The following is an 18,398-nucleotide window of genomic DNA, read 5'->3' on the forward strand; positions in this document are numbered from 1 at the left end:
CGTGTATAAAGGAACGTTGAAGCAAATTCTATTGATTACAGATGGGTGCTCGAATTCAGGGGAAGACCCGATTGCGATGGCAGCACTTGCGAAGGAACAGGATATTACGGTAAACGTCATTGGGGTTATGGATGAAGATACGATAGATGAGAGAGGCATGCAGGAAATTGAAGGCATTGCGATGTCGGGTGGAGGGGTAAGTCAGATCGTTTATGCGAAAAACTTGTCCCAGACCGTCCAGATGGTAACAAGAAAGGCGATGACCCAAACGTTGCAGGGGGTTATCAACAAAGAGCTCCAGCAAATTCTGGGCTCCAATTCTTCCATGGAGGACCTGCCGCCTGAAAAGCGCGGCGAGGTCATGGAAGTGGTGGATGAATTAGGGGAGACGGTATCCCTGCAGGTATTGATACTGGTGGATACGAGTGCCAGCATGAAATCCAAGCTTCCGACGGTAAAGGAAGCCTTGCTCGATCTTTCCCTTAGCTTAAATGCCAGAATGGGAGACAACCAGTTTTCCGCCTTTGTCTTTCCTGGAAAACGCCAGGAGGTGGAAAACATTCTGGATTGGACGCCGAAGCTGGAATCCCTATCCAGCATTTTCCCGAAATTGGCGACAGGGGGAATTACGCCTACAGGACCTGCACTTAAAGAAGCCATTCCTTATTTCAAGAAAACGCGTAGCTTAAGGAGCTTGATTTCCGATGATGAACAATACTATGAAGAATCAGGTAGGTAACCTGCCTCAAGGAACGACCATCTTCGGAAAATGGCACAAAAAAAGTTACACGATTCTAAAGACGCTGGGATATGGTGCGACAGGATATGTGTACTTAACCAGAAGCTCAAATGGATTAGCGGCACTGAAAATTAGTGAAAATAGTTCATCCATCACTTCTGAGGTTAACGTCCTACGTCATTTTTCGAAGGTCCGGGGATTTTCCCTCGGGCCTTCTTTGTTGGATGTGGATGATTGGCTAATAGGCAATGGTCAAAAGGCATTCTCCTTCTATGTCATGGAGTATCTGGAAGGAGAAGCATTCCTGACTTTTATTCAGAATAAGGGAATGGAGTGGGCAGGTATCCTTGTTCTGCAACTATTGACTGATCTCCATACTTTGCACGAGGAAGGCTGGGTGTTCGGCGATCTGAAGCCCGACAATCTGATTGTAACCGCGAACCCTCCAAAGGTACGGCTGATTGATGTCGGCGGCACCACGATACAAGGAAGAGCGATCAAGGAATTCACGGAGTTCTTCGATAGAGGATACTGGGGATTGGGTTCAAGAAAAGCAGAGCCGACCTACGACCTTTTTGCCGTAGCGATGATTATGATTCATACATGCTATCCGAAGCAATTTCAAAAAAACGGGGATGGCGGAATCAAGCAGCTGTCATCCTATATACAGGGAAATCTTTGGCTGCGTAAATATGAAAAGGTGCTTGTCCGTGCTTTATCCGGACAGTATGCTTCTGCCGTCGCAATGAAAAGGGAATTTCTGCAGGCAATGAGCATTTCAAAGCCTAGCGCGAAAGTTCAGGCTGCACCACAGGGCAAAGCCAAAGCATCCCCGCAGCAAGCGTCAGCCTCCTATACGAATCGCACGCAGAAACACCGGGCACGGCAGCAGGCAGCGCAAAGCCAAGTGGTACCGTCAAAAAGCAAGTCCAAAGGCTTTATTGAAACAAGTGTCCTGATCACCATTGTACTGGCCGCGTATTTTTTCTATATATATGGAACACTGCTCTAGTACGACATCGTTTAGTGCAAGGGATAATGGGTATAAAGGGATATGGATGTTTTTACTAGTTGATGGAACGAGCAACTGTTTTGCAGGGGGTTGCCTCAAATGGTAGGATAAAGGAGAAAATTATACGTGTAAGTTCAAAGGAATGGGTATGATATATGTGGAACAATGTTTCTGCCTTTATTCAAAAGCATCATTTACTTCCTGAAGATTCCAAAGTGGTGATCGGAGTCAGCGGAGGCGCAGACTCCATCAGTCTGATGCATTATTTAATCAGTATCCGCAAGGAAAAGCGGTTGGAGTTGGTTGTAGCCCATGTGGATCATATGTTCAGGGGGAAGCAATCGGAAGAAGACCTGCTTTTCGTAAAAGCGGAATGTGAAAAAAGAAATATTCTTTTTGAAGCGGCAAGAGTAGATGTAAAGGCCTTTCAAAAGGAGAACAAATGGAGCGCACAAGTTGCTGCAAGAAAGTGTCGTTACTCTTTCTATGAGGAAGTGATGGTAAAGCATAGCGCGGATTTTTTGGCACTGGGACATCACGGCGATGATCAGGTGGAAACGATGCTTATGAGAATGGGACGGGGCTCCACCATTAATGGATATGCCGGGATTCTGCCGAAGCGCCCTTTTGGAAACGGATGGATCATTCGCCCGCTTCTTTCCGTTACAAAGGAGGAAGTGCTAGAATATGTTCAACAAAACGGGCTCTCATACCGTCACGACCCCAGCAATGATAAGGATGCCTATCGCAGAAACCGGATAAGGCATCATGTACTGCCATTGCTGAAAGAAGAATTTCCTGCACTGAATGAGAAGTTTCAGAGCTTCAGTGAGCATTTACAAGAGGACAATTCCTACTTGGAGGAATTAACCGAAAAAGAATGGAATAAAGTAATTAAAACCAAAAATGAAAGCGGAGTGGTTATAAGGAGAAAACCTTTGCTTTTAATGGCAAAACCTTTACAAAGAAGAGGGTTTCAACTAATATTAAACTATCTCTATAATAATGAAATTCCTCCATCTCTTTCCTCTATACATATTGATAATTTGTTATCCTTATTGGAAAGTGAACACCCTTCTGGAATGTTACATTTCCCTAATGATTTGAAGGTTACTCGGTCCTACAATGATTGCACATTGTCATTTGAAAATGAAAGGGCCATTCCCTTTCGTGCCATGATTGAAGTGCCTGGGAAGATAACATTGCCTACAGATGATGTAATCATTAGCGAGGTTTGGACACACTACAAACATGCTGTTCATGTAGAAAAGAACCAAGCTATCCTAGATTTATCGAAAGTAGCATTTCCGCTTCATGTCAGATCGCGGCTTAATGGGGATCGAATGAAGTTGAAGGGGACGCAGGGCTCCAAAAAACTGAAAAGCATCTTTATCGAAGCGAAAATTCCGATAGAAAAACGGGATTCATGGCCGATTATAGTCGATGCAAATGAAACTGTTTTATGGGTGCCCATGCTGAAACGTTCATCTTTTGAAGTAACAGAGGAAACGGTGGGTCCAGTTTTAGTTTTAACCATTAAGAAGAGCTAACAGTTTGGGAGGCAACAACGAAATGAACAAAGACATTGAAAAAGTACTCTTTAGCGAAGAAGAGCTTCAAGCAAAGGTAAGAGAATTAGGTGCTCAATTAACAGAAGACTACAGTGATCGTTTTCCATTGGCAATTGGTGTCCTTAAAGGCGCTATGCCATTTATGGGTGACCTGATCAAACGTATGGATACATATTTGGAAATGGATTTCATGGATGTTTCAAGCTATGGAAATTCCACTGTTTCCTCAGGAGAGGTTAAGATCCTGAAGGATTTGGACACTTCCGTGGAAGGCAGAGATATCCTGATCATTGAAGATATCATTGATAGCGGCCTGACTCTTAGCTATCTAGTGGAGCTTTTCCGCTACCGTAAAGCAAAAACAATCAAAATCGTTACATTGTTAGATAAGCCAAGCGGAAGAAAAGCTGATATTACGGCCGACTATGTAGGGTTTATCGTACCTGATGAATTCGTAGTGGGCTACGGACTAGATTATGCGGAAAGATACCGCAACCTCCCTTATATCGGAGTGTTAAAACCTGAAATCTATACAAATAACGAAGAATAAAGCTCTTTTCGTAAAGTTAGTTGCATATGTTCGTGAAAAATCGGCTTTTGGATTTTTTACAGCACATATCCCCCATATTATTTAAAGAGGAAATAATCTACTATACGGGAAAAGAGCACGAAAGTGAATAATATTACGTGTTTAAGTTGGATACGTCAAAAGCAACAATGTATGCGAAAACAGCCAAGAATAAACACAGAAAACCTGATTTCTTGAATTGGATTAATTTTCTATGATACTATTGGTTTAGTTTGTCTATCGTGGGAGGAGGTAAGGGATGAACAGAATATTTCGAAACACCATATTTTATTTGCTGATATTTCTAGTGGTCATTGGGGTAGTGAGCTTCATTAACAGCCCTAATTCGAAAGAAGACCCGATCACCTATAATACATTCATCCAAAATCTTGAAGAGAATAAAGTAGAAGAGTTTTCCATACAGCCTACTCGTTCCGTCTACGAGGTGCGCGGGAAAATTAAAGGTGCAGAAGAGGGCAAGACTTTTGTAACTGCTGTTCCGAATAGTCCCAGTGCTTTAGAGCGTGTGGAAACCATTGCTGAAACGAATAACATTGTCATGAACGTGGAAAAAGCGGAAGAAACAAGCGGGTGGGTAACCTTCTTTACTTCCATCATTCCTTTTGTCATCATTTTCATCCTATTCTTCTTCTTGCTCAATCAAGCACAAGGCGGCGGAAGCCGAGTGATGAACTTTGGTAAAAGTAAGGCGAAGCTATATAGCGAAGAAAAGAAAAAGGTCAAATTCAAAGATGTTGCCGGTGCTGATGAAGAAAAGCAAGAGCTTGTAGAGGTTGTAGAGTTCCTGAAGGATCCTCGTAAATTCTCTGAGCTTGGTGCCCGCATTCCGAAAGGGGTCCTGTTGGTAGGTCCTCCGGGTACTGGTAAAACCTTGCTTGCAAGAGCGGTAGCCGGTGAAGCAGGCGTACCATTCTTCTCCATCAGTGGATCTGACTTTGTGGAAATGTTCGTAGGGGTCGGTGCATCACGTGTGCGTGACCTATTCGAAAACGCAAAGAAAAATGCACCTTGTATCATCTTTATCGATGAAATTGATGCAGTAGGTCGTCAACGTGGAGCAGGTCTGGGAGGAGGTCACGATGAGCGTGAACAAACCCTGAACCAATTGCTTGTTGAGATGGACGGTTTCGGTGCCAATGAGGGTATCATCATTGTCGCTGCAACGAACCGACCGGATATTCTTGATCCAGCACTACTGCGTCCTGGACGTTTTGACCGTCAGATTACGGTGGACCGCCCAGATCTAAAAGGTCGTGAAGCAGTACTTCAAGTACATGCCCGCAATAAACCTTTAGATGATAACATTAATATGAAAACAATCGCGATGCGCACACCTGGTTTTTCGGGTGCCGACCTGGAAAACCTGTTAAATGAAGCTGCGTTAGTGGCGGCAAGACATGACAAAAAGAAAATCGATATGCTTGATATTGATGAAGCGATTGATCGTGTCATTGCAGGTCCAGCGAAAAAGAGCAGAGTCATTTCCAAGAAGGAGCGAAACATTGTCGCTTATCATGAAGCGGGCCATACCATTATCGGTGTCGTTCTTGATGAAGCGGATATGGTACACAAAGTTACCATCGTTCCTCGCGGGCAAGCTGGCGGTTATGCAGTGATGCTTCCAAAAGAAGATCGCTATTTCATGACCAAGCCGGAGCTGTTAGACAAGATTGTCGGATTGTTAGGTGGTCGCGTAGCAGAGGAATTGGTATTTGGAGAAGCGAGTACAGGGGCGCATAACGATTTCCAACGCGCAACTGCCATTGCCCGAAAAATGGTAACGGAGTACGGAATGAGCGAAAAGCTTGGACCGTTACAGTTTGGCCAGAATTCAGGCGGGCAGGTATTCCTCGGTCGCGATATCCAGAACGAGCAGAACTACAGCGATGCCATTGCACACCAGATCGATACGGAAATTCAGCGTTTCATCAAAGAATCGTATGAACGTGCAAAACAAATCCTGACAGAAAACCGCGATAAGCTTGAGCTGATCGCTCAGACTTTATTAGAGGTTGAAACACTTGATGCAGATCAAATCAAGCACCTTGTGGAAAAAGGAAAACTACCAGAACTTCCTTTAACACAAGCAACTGGCCAAGATGATGTAAAAGTGAACATCAACAGTAAAAAAGACGCGGACAAATTAGATACAACGGACGATAAGAAAGAATAACAAAAAGATGCCTGGTCTCAGGCATCTTTTTTTATGGCTATGTTAAAAAAAAGAATACTGTTTATGTGTATACTAGCTGTTGATTGGAGCAATAGGCGGAGACTCCTCGAAAATGCGAGCATTTTCTTCGGGCGATGTATCGCTGCCGCAGCTTTCCTTGTCCTGCGGGAGGTAGAGGTAGGCTGGAGACCCCGCAAGGCGAAGCCTGAGGAGGCTCCAGCACCGCCCCTTGGGTCGCTGCGCCTAGTGCGGAAATCAACAGCGGTGTTAAACAGAGCATTTTTGTAGGGGGTTTTGTCGATTTGTGTATTTCCCGCGGAATAAGAATTTTTTTCTGGGGTTGAATAAGGCGTTGTGTGGTATGATGTAGCCATGTAAATAGTTAGTAAAGTGGGGATTATAATGATATTTGTCTTGGATGTTGGGAATACAAATACTGTTATTGGTGTATACGAAGGAGAAGAGTTAAAACATCATTGGAGAGTGGAAACGAGTCGGAATAAGACCGAGGATGAATTTGGAATGATCATCAAATCCCTCCTTGAACATGTCGGCCTTTCCTTCAAAGATTTTGAAGGAATTATCATTTCGTCTGTAGTACCGCCAATCATGTTCTCTCTGGAAAGAATGTGCCAGAAATACTTTCATTTAAAACCATTAGTAGTCGGTCCTGGTATAAAAACAGGCTTGAATATAAAATATGAAAATCCGAGAGAGGTCGGGGCAGACCGTATCGTAAATGCGGTAGCAGGTATCCACCTTTACGGAAGTCCATTGGTCATTGTGGATTTCGGAACTGCTACAACCTATTGCTATATCAATGAGGACAAGCAATACATGGGCGGGGCCATTGCGCCAGGTATCAGCATTTCAACGGAGGCCCTTTATTCCAGGGCTTCAAAGTTGCCAAGGATTGAGATTGCCCGACCTGAAGGTGTTATAGGAAAAAACACAGTCAGTGCCATGCAGGCAGGTATCCTTTTTGGGTATGTAGGCCAAGTGGAGGGGATTGTGGAGCGGATGAAACGTCAGTCTCCTACTCCTCCTAAAGTTATCGCAACTGGTGGACTTGCTTCCCTTATCGGAAATGAATCGGATGTCATCGATATTGTCGACCCGTTTTTAACGCTTAAAGGATTGCATTTGATCTATACAAAGAACACAAAAGAAGATTGAAATTAGAAAGGAGCAACATCAATGTCAGACTATCTTGTTAAAGCACTCGCTTTTGAAGGGCAAGTCCGTGCGTATGCAGTAAAAACAACAAACACCGTATCAGAGGCTCAAAAGCGCCATCAAACCTGGCCAACCGCTTCTGCTGCACTAGGAAGAGCGATGTCTGCTTCTGTTATGCTAGGAGCAATGCTTAAAGGGGAAAACAAGCTTACCGTAAAGATTGATGGTGGTGGTCCAATTGGAGTCATCCTAGTGGACAGCAACGCAAAAGGACAGGTAAGAGGGTATGTAACCAATCCACAAACGCATTTTGATTTGAATCAACATGGTAAGTTGGATGTTGCGCGTGCGGTGGGAACAAACGGAAATCTTTCTATCGTTAAAGACCTAGGTCTAAGAGAGCATTTCTCCGGCCAGACAGAATTGATTTCCGGAGAACTTGGGGAGGACTTCACCTATTATCTGGTCTCCTCTGAGCAAGTTCCATCTGCAGTGGGAGTAGGGGTGCTGGTAAATCCGGATAACTCGATTCTTGCGTCAGGCGGTTTCATCATTCAATTGATGCCGGGTACATCAGAAGAAACCATCACGGTGATTGAAGAAAAGATAAACAATATGACTCCAGTTTCGAAGTTGATAGAAAAAGGACTTACGCCGGAAGAACTTCTGATGGAGATTCTCGGAGCGGAAAATCTGAAGTTCCTGGAGACGTTACCGGTGGAATTTAAATGTCAATGTTCCAAGGAACGCTTTGAACGTGCAATCATTTCATTAGGGGAAAAGGAAATTACGGAAATCATAGAAGAAGAGGGACAAGCTGAGGCTATGTGCCATTTCTGCAATTCATCCTATAAATTCTCCAAGGAAGAGCTAGAAAGTATGAGAGAGCAAGTTAAAGGTTAGGTGACATAGATGCAGCAAAAGGGGCATTTAAAGAGAAAATGGTTGTGGAATATTATTTTTGGACTCGTCATTATCAACTGTTTGACCCTGGCATTCTTAGCCAAGCAATCCTTTTCGCTGAAAGAGGCATCAGAAGCGGCTGCATTCGTTAATGGCAATGATAATGTGGTGGCCACTGTCGGTGATACGCCAATCACCAGAAAAGCCTTGCTTCAAGAGCTTGAAAAGATGTATGGAGATGAAGTTTCCCGGACGTTGGTAAATCAAGAGGTTGTCAAGCAGATGGCGAAAAAATACAAGGTCACCGTTTCGGATGAAGTGGTGGAGAGGGAATGGAACATGATCAAGACCATGTACACCCGTTCCCCGATGCTTCAGACAACATCAGAAGAAGTAGTGAAGCAGCAAATCAAATCGAGCCTGCTTTTAGAGGAATTGCTTGTAAAAGATGTTACCATCCCGGAAGAGGAGCTTGAATCCTACTATGAACAAAATAAAGAAACTTTCGCCCTGGACGAAGCATTCCATCTTTCGCACATCGTAGTGGAAACGAAAGAGGAAGCAGAGGCCGTGATAAAAGATCTTAAGGGCGGTTCGAGCTTCCCTTCTCTTGCGATGGAAGTTTCAACGGATGAGCTTACTGCAAACCAAGGGGGAGACTTAGGTTTCTTGACTGAAAAAACGGAGATGTACCCAAGCTCATATCTGGAAGAGGCAAAAGGAATGAAGGATGCTTCATGGAGCGATGCTTTTGCTGTTGATGATCGTTATGTGGTGCTGTATTTGCATGAAAAGATCGAAGGAGTTACATATTCCTATAAAGAAGTGAAGGATCAAATTCGACGCCAGCTTGCCTTGGAGCATATGGAAGGAACCATGGATCCATCTATTTTTTGGGAAGAGGTAGGAGTGGAATGGAATCAACCCTCCGCCCAATAGGGGTGCATATTTCGTCGATGCAAATAAATTGACAATTCAGATTAAGTGGTGTTAAATGGAAGTAATTCCGACAAAAACACTAAGTTTTAATTGAATGGGGGAGTTCAAGTGGTACGAGTTGCAAATTCCATTGAAGAGTTAATCGGTCAAACACCTATAGTAAAACTGAATAGAATCGTGGAAGAGGATATGGCGGATGTCTACCTGAAGCTCGAATTCATGAACCCGGGAAGCAGCGTGAAGGACCGGATTGCTTTAGCGATGATTGATGCGGCAATAGAAGAGGGAACGCTGAAAGAGGGCGATACCATTATCGAACCTACGAGTGGAAACACGGGGATCGGTTTAGCGATGGTGGCAGCGGCTAAAGGGCTGAAGGCAATTTTGGTTATGCCTGATACGATGAGCTTGGAGCGACGCAACCTTCTGCGTGCTTATGGAGCGGAACTGGTACTGACACCAGGTACAGAAGGTATGGGCGGTGCCATCCGAAAGGCGGAGGCCATCTCCAAGGAAAAAGATCTTTTCATGCCACAACAGTTTAATAATAAAGCAAACCCGGAAATTCACCGTAAAACCACAGGGAAAGAAATTGTGGAGCAGATGGGTGATCAGCTGGATGCTTTCGTTTCCGGTATTGGAACAGGCGGAACGATTACCGGTTCAGGGGAAGTGCTGAAGGAAGCTTATCCTGGCATCAAGATTGTAGCGGTAGAGCCAACCGATTCCCCGGTGCTATCCGGCGGGAAACCAGGGCCGCATAAAATTCAGGGGATCGGAGCAGGATTTGTTCCTTCCATCCTTGATACGGAAATCTATGATCAGGTCATAACGGTCAAAAACGAAGAAGCCTTCGAATATGCCCGTCTTGCTGCTAAAGCGGAAGGTATTTTAGGGGGGATTTCCTCTGGAGCGGCCATTTTTGCGGCATTGAAAGTGGCGAAGGAGCTCGGGAAGGGCAAAAAAGTGCTGGCGGTTATCCCGAGTAACGGGGAACGCTATTTGAGCACCGCGTTATATCAATTTGAAGAATAGGAAATGTTAAAGGAAAACAGGTACATACTGTTTTCCTTTTTTTATGGTGTTCGCCGAAATTGTTGATTTGACGAATAAAACATAGGCACGTAAATTTACCTACAACCGTGCTCTTTTCATTCTATAAAATAATTCACTTTTTAATCATGCGACGTTTACCTCTGTAAAAAATCCAAAAGCCGATTTTTTACGGGCATGAGCAACATACTTTACGAAAAGAGCTTCTTTTATTGGACTATAGAAGTGCAATAATCGACAAGTTTCATGTAGAATATAGGTAATATGCAAGTTAGGAGCGTGACAGCAAGAATGCAAAAAGTACCTGTCGGACGTAAGATAGCAATGGAAATGAATGAATGGTTTACCCGGTATAAAGCGTTGGCTGAAAATAAACCCTATCATATTCTTTTGGAAAGTGGCCGTGGAGGAAGGTATTGTATCATGGGCCTGGACCCGGTAGCTTCCCTCAAAGGTAAAGATACAACGCTTGAAATCACGGATAAGGATGGGAACAAACATATAGTGAACGGTCATCCTTTGAAGAGGCTGAAAGAGTTTGTGTCAGACAGAACCACTAGAAGGCTGGAAGGCTTTCCTGATTTCACAGGTGGTGCCATCGGTTATTTGACCTATGATTGTGTGCGGTTCATTGAAGACCTTCCTTCTATTTCCGAAGACGATCTTGCCATACCGGACTTGTATTTCCTGCTGTTTGACGATGTGTTCGTTTATGATAAAGAGGAAAAGTCCCTCTACATGGTTGTCCATGTAAAGGAGGGAGAAGAAGCCTCTGCTGAGGAAATGCTCGATAGGTACCAAAACGAGTGGAGCAAACAGGCGGAATCTGTCACATATCCTTTTGAGTCTGTCAGCCATTCCTTGAACAGGGAGGTTTCCTTTACGGAAGAATCCTTCATGGAAGCGGTGGAGAAGGTGCAGGAGTATATCGCGCAGGGGGATGTATTCCAGGTGAACCTTTCTGTAAGGCAAGCAGAAAGGCTTTTAACTCACCCAATGGAGATCTATACTGCTTTAAGAAAAATAAACCCTTCGCCATATATGGGCTATTTACAATTTCCCGAGTTCCAGCTTGTAAGTGGATCTCCTGAGCTTTTAGTGAAGAAAAAAGGCAAGGTAGTAAGTACAAGGCCAATAGCCGGGACTCGTTCACGCGGAAAGACGGATGCGGAAGATTTGCAGCTTGCCAAGGAACTGATTGAAAATGAAAAAGAGCGCGCGGAGCACGTGATGCTGGTGGATCTCGAGCGCAATGACCTTGGAAGAGTGTGTCAGTACGGTACGGTGGAAGTAAATGAATTTATGGCGATAGAGAAATATTCGCATGTCATGCATATCGTTTCCAATGTGCAAGGAGTACTGGCGCAGGACAAAGATGTGGATGATATCATTGAAGCTACGTTTCCGGGAGGAACCATTACGGGTGCACCTAAGGTTCGGACGATGGAGATCATTGAAGAACTTGAGCCGGTGAGGCGTTCTGTTTATACTGGTTCTATAGGCTGGATCGGTTTTGATGGAGACATGGAACTGAACATTTCCATCCGGACGATGATTGCAAAGGATGGAATGGCCTATGTGCAAGCGGGAGCGGGAGTGGTAGTAGACTCTGTTCCAAAAAGAGAATACAAAGAGTCCCTGAAAAAAGCGGCGGCGCTTTGGAAGGCAAAAGAGTTGAGCGAAGAAGAGCAAAAATTACGAGCTGAGGTGAGAGTATGATTTTAATGATTGATAATTACGATTCCTTCACATACAACCTTGTACAGTACTTGGGGGAGCTAGGTGAAGAACTTGTTGTAAAAAGAAATGATGAAATAACGATAGAAGAAATAGAGGAAATGGATCCGGAGTTTCTGATGATATCGCCCGGCCCATGTTCTCCTAATGAAGCGGGGATATCCTTGGAGGTAATCCGGCATTTTGCAGGAAAAAAACCGATCTTTGGCGTCTGCCTTGGGCATCAGTCCATTGCTCAGGTATTTGGCGGAGATGTCGTTCGGGCAGAAAGGCTGATGCACGGGAAAACCTCGGAAATGCACCATGATGAGAAAACCATCTTCCGTACCCTTGCCAATCCTTTTACGGCAACAAGATACCATTCCTTGATTGTAAAAAAAGAAACATTGCCAGACTGCTTTGAAATTACGGCATGGACGGACCAGGATGAAATAATGGCAATACGCCACAAAGAGCTGCCGATCGAAGGGGTGCAGTTCCACCCGGAATCCATCATGACCTCTGTCGGCAAGGAATTGTTGCGAAACTTTATCGATACCTATTCCGCAAAGAAGGTGTAGCATGATTGTCTACAAGGATGGTTCGTGGCAGCCGATCGAAAATACGAGCATTCCTGTCATGGATCATGGATTTTTATATGGAGTAGGGCTTTTTGAAACATTTCGGACCTATCAAGGATCACCATTTCTTTTCCAGGATCATTTGAAAAGATTAAGAGAAGGCTTATCGTCCGTCTATATTGAATGGGAAGAGGATGATGAGTCCCTCCAGCAATTAATCGGGATGGCCCTAGAAAAAAACGGTCTAGCCGACGGTGTCCTTCGTTTGAATGTCACTGCAGGCATCAGTAATTGGGGACTGCCCAATGAAACCTATACAAAGCCTTCCACCCTTCTATTCACGAGACCCTTAGCCCCGGTTCAGGATGAAGGAAGAAGAGCTGTATTCCTACAGATTCCCCGCAATACCCCGGAGGGATCTGTTCGTCTTAAATCGCACCACTATCTTAATAATCTATTAGGAAAACGGGAGCTCGGAAAGCTGTCTGATACCGAGGGGATCTTCCTTACTAGAGAGGGGTATGTCGCCGAGGGTGTCGTATCCAATATTTTTTGGGTGAAGAACAATACCCTATACACCCCAAGTATTTCCACAGGAATCCTGAATGGGGTGACAAGGCAATATGTGATCCACTTGGCATCTCTGCTTGGAGTTAAAGTGGAAGAGGGAACTTTTACGAAAGAAGATCTTCTGCGAAGTGAGGAAGTGTTTGTGACCAATTCCACGCAGGAAATGGTCCGGATCTCCCGGGTGGATGATGTTGAATTTTCAATAATCCGGCACACGCTATTCGAACGTCTAAAAGAACTCTACAAAGAAAGCACCAACAGGCAGCTACGGTCCTATCAACAGGCAAAGAGGGTTGAAATTCAAAATGGCAAAGACGAACTTATATCAGAGTAAATTATCGTGCGGCCCTTATGAGCTTCCACTTGGAGAGAAAACACTCATTATGGGAATCCTCAACGCCACTCCGGACTCCTTTTCGGATGGCGGAAAATATAATCACATAGAGGCCGCGGTGGAACGTGCCAAGGAACTGATTGATCACGGAGCGGATATTATTGATATCGGCGGGGAATCCACTCGGCCCGGCAGCCTGTATGTGGAAGTGGAGGAGGAACTGGAGCGGGTCATTCCCATCATTTCCGCCTTGGCAAAAAAAATAAAGGTGCCAATCTCCATCGACACGTATAAAGCCGAAGTGGCAAAGCGGGCCGTTGAGGCTGGCGCGACCATCATCAACGATGTATGGGGGGCAAAAGCGGATCCCGATATGGCGAAGGTTGCGGCCGAATACGGGGTCCCGATCATACTGATGCACAACCGTAAGGAACGGAAATATGCTCAGCTTATTCCGGATATGATCAGCGACCTCTATGAGAGCATTACCATTGCCAAGCAGGCAGGCGTGAAGGAAGAGAACATCGTGCTTGATCCGGGTATCGGCTTTGCAAAAACACAAGAGGATAACCTCGATGTGATGAACGCCCTGGAGCACTTTACGAGTCTTGGGTATCCGGTTCTGCTTGGAACCTCGAGGAAATCCTTCATCGGGCATGTGTTGGATGTGCCCCCTCAGGAAAGAATGGAAGGTACAGGAGCTACCGTGTGCCTTGGTATTCAAAAGGGCTGTCAAATAGTTCGGGTGCATGATGTAAAAGAAATCGCCAGAATGGCCAAAATGATGGATGCCATGCTGCAAAGGGGAGGGAGCACTCATCGATAAAATCTATGTGAACCAGATGAAGTTTTACGGATACCATGGAGTTTTTCCGGAGGAGACGAAGCTCGGGCAACGTTTTGTCATTGATCTAACCGTGGAGCTCGACCTGTCCAATGCCGGACAATCGGATGACCTGACACAATCGGTCAATTACGCCGACCTCTATAACACGTGCCAGCAGGTAGTGGAAAAGGAAACCCACAAATTGGTGGAGACGGTTGCAGAACGAATTGCGGCAGATGTGCTGGGCAATTTTCCTCTTATTGAACGCTGCACGGTCAAAGCGATCAAGCCGGACCCTCCCATACCGGGACACTATGAATCGGTTGCGGTGGAGATTACAAGGAGCAGAAGATGAACAATAATTCCTATATTGCACTGGGGTCCAACCAAGGGGACCGCGCGGACATTCTGTGCCGCGCGATCAGGAAATTGGGTGAGAATAAGGAAGTAGAAGTAGAGAAAATTTCCTCCATGTATGAAACAGATCCGGTCGGCTATACCGAACAGGCAAAATTTCTCAACATGGTAATTAAAGTAAATACCTCGTATGCCCCCCTTGAATTATTAAAGTTTCTACAAGAAACAGAGCATTTTTTTGGCAGGGAAAGAGAGATTCGATGGGGGCCACGAACTTTAGACCTTGACATTTTATTGTATAACCAAGAAAATATTGAAAATGAAGAGCTTATAATTCCCCACCCGCGAATGTGGGAAAGAGCCTTTGTGTTGGTTCCTTTGATAGAGATTGCGGATAGTGCAGCTATTCCCAATAATATAGATAAAGAAGCACTTCTTGAATTACAAGAAAGAGAAGGGGTACAAGTATGGAAGCCGAAAAATGGGGAAGACGTATCCGTGCATTTCGAAAGCTGAAGGGATATACCCAAGAAGCCTTTGCAAAAAATTTAAACATATCTGTTTCCGTACTGGGAGAAGTAGAGCGCGGCAACCGGATGCCAAAAGAAGAATTCCTTCATGCCATTGCGGCAGAATTGAAGGTTCCGTTAGAAGAATTAACACCACCAGAACTAAGAACAAGAGAGGAGGTTAAAAGTTAATGATGAAAATCGGTGATATTACACTGAAAAATCAAGTGGTACTGGCACCGATGGCTGGAGTATGCAACGCAGCCTTCCGTTTGACTGTCAAAGAATTCGGAGCGGGTCTCGTATGTGCAGAGATGGTTAGCGACAAAGCCATTCTTTACAAAAACGCCAAAACAATGGGCATGCTCTACATTGATGAAAGAGAGAAACCGCTAAGCCTTCAGATCTTTGGAGGAGAAAAAGATACATTAGTAGAAGCGGCGAAATTCGTAGACAAAAATACGACTGCTGACATTATCGATATTAATATGGGATGCCCGGTCCCTAAAATCGTAAAATGTGATGCAGGGGCAAGATGGCTTCTCGATCCGAACAAGATCTATGAAATGGTATCCGCGGTAGTAGATGCAGTGGACAAGCCGGTTACAGTCAAAATGCGTACTGGCTGGGACGAGGAACATATCTATGCCATCGAGAATGCCCAAGCGGTGGAGCGTGCCGGCGGCCAGGCGGTAGCGGTACATGGCCGAACACGAGTCCAGATGTATGAAGGGCATGCGGATTGGGACATCATCAAGCAGGTAAAAGAAAACGTAAAAATCCCGGTAATCGGCAATGGCGATGTAGAAACCCCTCAAGATGCGAAAAGAATGCTCGAGGAAACAGGAGTGGACGGCGTGATGATCGGCCGTGCCGCGCTTGGAAACCCATGGATGATCTACAGTACCGTGCAATACCTTGAAACCGGCAAGCTGGTAGGAGATCCATCCGTGCGTGAAAAAATGGACGTATGCAAGCTTCACCTGGATCGTCTGATCGACCTGAAAGGCGAAAATGTTGCCGTTCGTGAAATGCGGAAGCATGCCGCGTGGTACCTGAAGGGCATCCGTGGAAACGCGAAAGTGCGTAATTCCATCAATGAATGCAACACAAGATCAGATCTTGTCAGCCTTATAGACAGCATGGTCGAAGAAAAAGAACAGCAGGAAATGAACATCCAGGTAATTTGACACGCCCACAAGGCTATCCTATAATACCCCTAGATTACCCTTCTAAACTGCCAGTACGATGCTGGCAGTTTTAGCTTTATTTATAGTTGGTAAAAATATAAGATATAGTAATAGATGGAACGTGTTAGAAAAGATATGTAATGACACATGTACATAGAAGGAAAGAATAATATGAAGGTTGGAGTTGAGTGTGATGAGTCAAGAAGAATTAAACTTGAATGACCAATTATTGGTGAGACGGGAAAAGCTGCAAAAGCACAGAGATAAAGGCTTGGATCCATTTGGAACAAGATTTGAACGTACAAACGATTCAAAACAGCTAATCGCTGAATACGGAGATATCGAAAAAGAGGAACTGGATACAAAAGAAATCTCTGTTACAATTGCCGGACGTATAATGACTAAGCGCGGCAAAGGCAAAGCGGGCTTTGCTCACATTCAGGACCTGACAGGCCAAATCCAGCTATATATCCGTAAAGATGCGGTCGGAGATGATGCCTACGAAATTTTTAACTCAGCGGACATCGGAGATATCGTTGGAGTAACGGGTATGATTTTTAAAACTAAAGTTGGCGAGCTTTCCATTAAAGTTACTTCATTTGAGCTTCTGACAAAAGCATTACGTCCACTTCCTGAAAAATATCATGGGTTAAAAGACGTGGAGCAACGCTACCGTCAGCGCTACCTGGACTTGATTACCAATCCGGAAAGCAAAGAGACATTTATCGCAAGAAGCAAAATCATTCAAGCGATGCGCCGCTACCTTGATGACCACGGTTACCTTGAAGTGGAAACACCGATGATGCATTCTATCGCAGGTGGAGCTTCGGCACGACCATTCATCACGCACCACAATACATTGGATATGACTCTTTATATGCGTATTGCCATTGAGCTTCACTTGAAACGTCTGATTGTCGGCGGACTGGAGAAGGTCTATGAAATCGGACGTGTGTTCCGTAATGAAGGTGTGTCCACTCGACATAACCCGGAATTCACCATGATTGAACTGTACGAAGCGTATGCAGATTACAATGATATTATGAATCTTACAGAAAATCTGATTGCCCATATTGCCAAAGAAGTACTTGGCAGCACAAAAGTCATGTATGCCGATACAGAGGTAGACTTGACTCCACAGTGGAAGAGACTGCACATGGCTGACGCAGTTAAAGAAGCGACAGGTGTTGACTTCTGGCAGCAAATGACGGATGAAGAGGCGCATGCCCTTGCAAAAGAACACGGCATCCAAGTTACAGAACATATGCAATTCGGACACATCCTGAATGAGTTCTTCGAGCAGAAAGTGGAAGAAACACTGATACAGCCAACGTTCATCTATGGCCATCCAGTGGAAATCTCCCCACTTGCAAAGAAAAATGCCGAAGACCCACGATTCACTGATCGCTTTGAATTGTTCATTGTAGGACGTGAGCATGCTAATGCGTTCACGGAGCTGAATGATCCTATCGATCAAAAAGAGAGATTTGAAGCGCAGCTCAAAGAAAAAGAGCAAGGAAACGACGAGGCGCATGAAATGGATCATGACTTCATTGAAGCTTTAGAATACGGAATGCCTCCTACAGGCGGACTTGGAATCGGTATAGATCGCATCGTGATGCTGTTAACCAATTCTCCTTCCATTAGGGATGTATTATTATTCCCGCAAATGAGACACCGTTAATAGTAAAGGGACTCTTCTTTAGCAGTGAGAAGAGTCCCTTTTTGCATTCTCGGAAACATAATATTAGAGTGTGCCTTGCACCGTCATTTCTATTGGATTCCCGCTTAGAATAATGCGATTATTACAACATTAAGGTTTCGTAAAATATATTACAAAAAGCTATTGCCTTTAGGGTTATACGGTGGTATATTTATAAACGTTGTCACGAACGACAGTGTTTCTTCAAAAAAGAAATGAAAAAAGTTGTTGACACAGAATAATGAATTTGGTAAGATAATAAAGTCGCCTTGAGAGGTGGCGCTAGAAAATGATCTTTGAAAACTAAACAAAACAACAGCGTCCACGTTAATCTTATAGGGATTAACAAAGAACGAAAATGTAACAAAGCTAGTCAACATTTGAGCATAAGCTCAAACTCTTTATTGGAGAGTTTGATCCTGGCTCAGGATGAACGCTGGCGGCGTGCCTAATACATG

General features: G+C 44.6%; 18 protein-coding genes. All 18 read left to right on the forward strand.

The features are described 5' to 3' along the window. The first annotated feature begins 1 nt into the window (after position 1). Positions 2-739 (forward strand): VWA domain-containing protein, encoded by a 738-nt coding sequence (locus tag ACFVAD_RS22535; RefSeq protein WP_386645634.1) that lies wholly within the window; start codon positions 2-4, stop codon positions 737-739. After that, complete coding sequence (locus ACFVAD_RS22540) at positions 705-1,751, forward strand: protein kinase domain-containing protein (RefSeq protein ID WP_386645637.1); 1,047 nt, start codon at positions 705-707, stop codon at positions 1,749-1,751. Before ACFVAD_RS22535 ends, ACFVAD_RS22540 begins: the two co-directional genes overlap by 35 nt. A gap of 155 nt (positions 1,752-1,906) precedes the next feature. Next, the gene (gene tilS / locus ACFVAD_RS22545; protein ID WP_386645640.1) at positions 1,907-3,301 is read left to right on the forward strand and encodes a tRNA lysidine(34) synthetase TilS; all 1,395 of its coding nucleotides are present in this window, start codon (positions 1,907-1,909) and stop codon (positions 3,299-3,301) included. A gap of 22 nt (positions 3,302-3,323) precedes the next feature. Then, a complete protein-coding gene (gene hpt, locus ACFVAD_RS22550; protein WP_386645643.1) occupies positions 3,324-3,872 on the forward strand; it encodes a hypoxanthine phosphoribosyltransferase in 549 nt (182 codons plus the stop codon). Between the two features lie 277 nt (positions 3,873-4,149). Beyond that, entirely contained in the window at positions 4,150-6,084 is a 1,935-nt protein-coding gene (ftsH, locus tag ACFVAD_RS22555; RefSeq protein ID WP_386645646.1) for an ATP-dependent zinc metalloprotease FtsH, read from the forward strand. Positions 6,085-6,486: 402 nt separating this feature from the next. Continuing rightward, positions 6,487-7,260 carry a type III pantothenate kinase gene (locus ACFVAD_RS22560; protein WP_386645649.1) on the forward strand — a complete coding sequence of 258 codons (774 nt, stop codon included), beginning with the start codon at positions 6,487-6,489 and terminating at the stop codon, positions 7,258-7,260. Between the two features lie 21 nt (positions 7,261-7,281). Then, positions 7,282-8,163, forward strand: a complete 882-nt coding sequence (gene hslO / locus ACFVAD_RS22565) for an Hsp33 family molecular chaperone HslO (RefSeq protein ID WP_386645652.1) — start codon at positions 7,282-7,284, stop codon at positions 8,161-8,163. Between the two features lie 42 nt (positions 8,164-8,205). After that, entirely contained in the window at positions 8,206-9,102 is an 897-nt protein-coding gene (locus ACFVAD_RS22570; RefSeq protein WP_386645654.1) for a peptidyl-prolyl cis-trans isomerase, read from the forward strand. 108 nt (positions 9,103-9,210) lie between these two features. Beyond that, on the forward strand, positions 9,211-10,137 hold the full coding sequence (gene cysK, locus ACFVAD_RS22575; protein ID WP_386645657.1) for a cysteine synthase A: 927 nt from the start codon (positions 9,211-9,213) through the stop codon (positions 10,135-10,137). A gap of 309 nt (positions 10,138-10,446) precedes the next feature. After that, positions 10,447-11,874: an anthranilate synthase component I family protein gene (locus ACFVAD_RS22580; RefSeq protein WP_386645660.1), complete on the forward strand. Its 1,428-nt coding sequence runs from the start codon at positions 10,447-10,449 to the stop codon at positions 11,872-11,874. Beyond that, entirely contained in the window at positions 11,871-12,452 is a 582-nt protein-coding gene (gene pabA, locus ACFVAD_RS22585) for an aminodeoxychorismate/anthranilate synthase component II (RefSeq protein ID WP_386645663.1), read from the forward strand. Before ACFVAD_RS22580 ends, pabA begins: the two co-directional genes overlap by 4 nt. Before the next feature lies 1 nt (position 12,453). Next, positions 12,454-13,356 carry an aminodeoxychorismate lyase gene (gene pabC / locus ACFVAD_RS22590; protein WP_386645666.1) on the forward strand — a complete coding sequence of 301 codons (903 nt, stop codon included), beginning with the start codon at positions 12,454-12,456 and terminating at the stop codon, positions 13,354-13,356. Beyond that, complete coding sequence (folP, locus tag ACFVAD_RS22595) at positions 13,328-14,182, forward strand: dihydropteroate synthase (RefSeq protein ID WP_386645669.1); 855 nt, start codon at positions 13,328-13,330, stop codon at positions 14,180-14,182. Before pabC ends, folP begins: the two co-directional genes overlap by 29 nt. Continuing rightward, positions 14,175-14,537, forward strand: a complete 363-nt coding sequence (folB, locus tag ACFVAD_RS22600) for a dihydroneopterin aldolase (protein ID WP_386645695.1) — start codon at positions 14,175-14,177, stop codon at positions 14,535-14,537. Before folP ends, folB begins: the two co-directional genes overlap by 8 nt. Then, positions 14,534-15,055 carry a 2-amino-4-hydroxy-6-hydroxymethyldihydropteridine diphosphokinase gene (gene folK / locus ACFVAD_RS22605; protein WP_386645672.1) on the forward strand — a complete coding sequence of 174 codons (522 nt, stop codon included), beginning with the start codon at positions 14,534-14,536 and terminating at the stop codon, positions 15,053-15,055. The genes folB and folK overlap by 4 nt, the downstream gene beginning before the upstream one ends. Next, complete coding sequence (locus ACFVAD_RS22610) at positions 15,007-15,240, forward strand: helix-turn-helix domain-containing protein (RefSeq protein WP_386645675.1); 234 nt, start codon at positions 15,007-15,009, stop codon at positions 15,238-15,240. Before folK ends, ACFVAD_RS22610 begins: the two co-directional genes overlap by 49 nt. Further along, entirely contained in the window at positions 15,240-16,238 is a 999-nt protein-coding gene (dusB, locus tag ACFVAD_RS22615) for a tRNA dihydrouridine synthase DusB (protein WP_386645678.1), read from the forward strand. Before ACFVAD_RS22610 ends, dusB begins: the two co-directional genes overlap by 1 nt. Before the next feature lie 193 nt (positions 16,239-16,431). Then, positions 16,432-17,922, forward strand: a complete 1,491-nt coding sequence (gene lysS / locus ACFVAD_RS22620; RefSeq protein ID WP_386645681.1) for a lysine--tRNA ligase — start codon at positions 16,432-16,434, stop codon at positions 17,920-17,922. Positions 17,923-18,398 lie beyond the last annotated feature (476 nt).

The sequence above is a fragment of the Sutcliffiella sp. NPDC057660 genome, from assembly GCF_042800035.1.
In the GTDB taxonomy this organism is placed as follows: Bacteria; Bacillota; Bacilli; order Bacillales; family Bacillaceae_I; genus Sutcliffiella_A.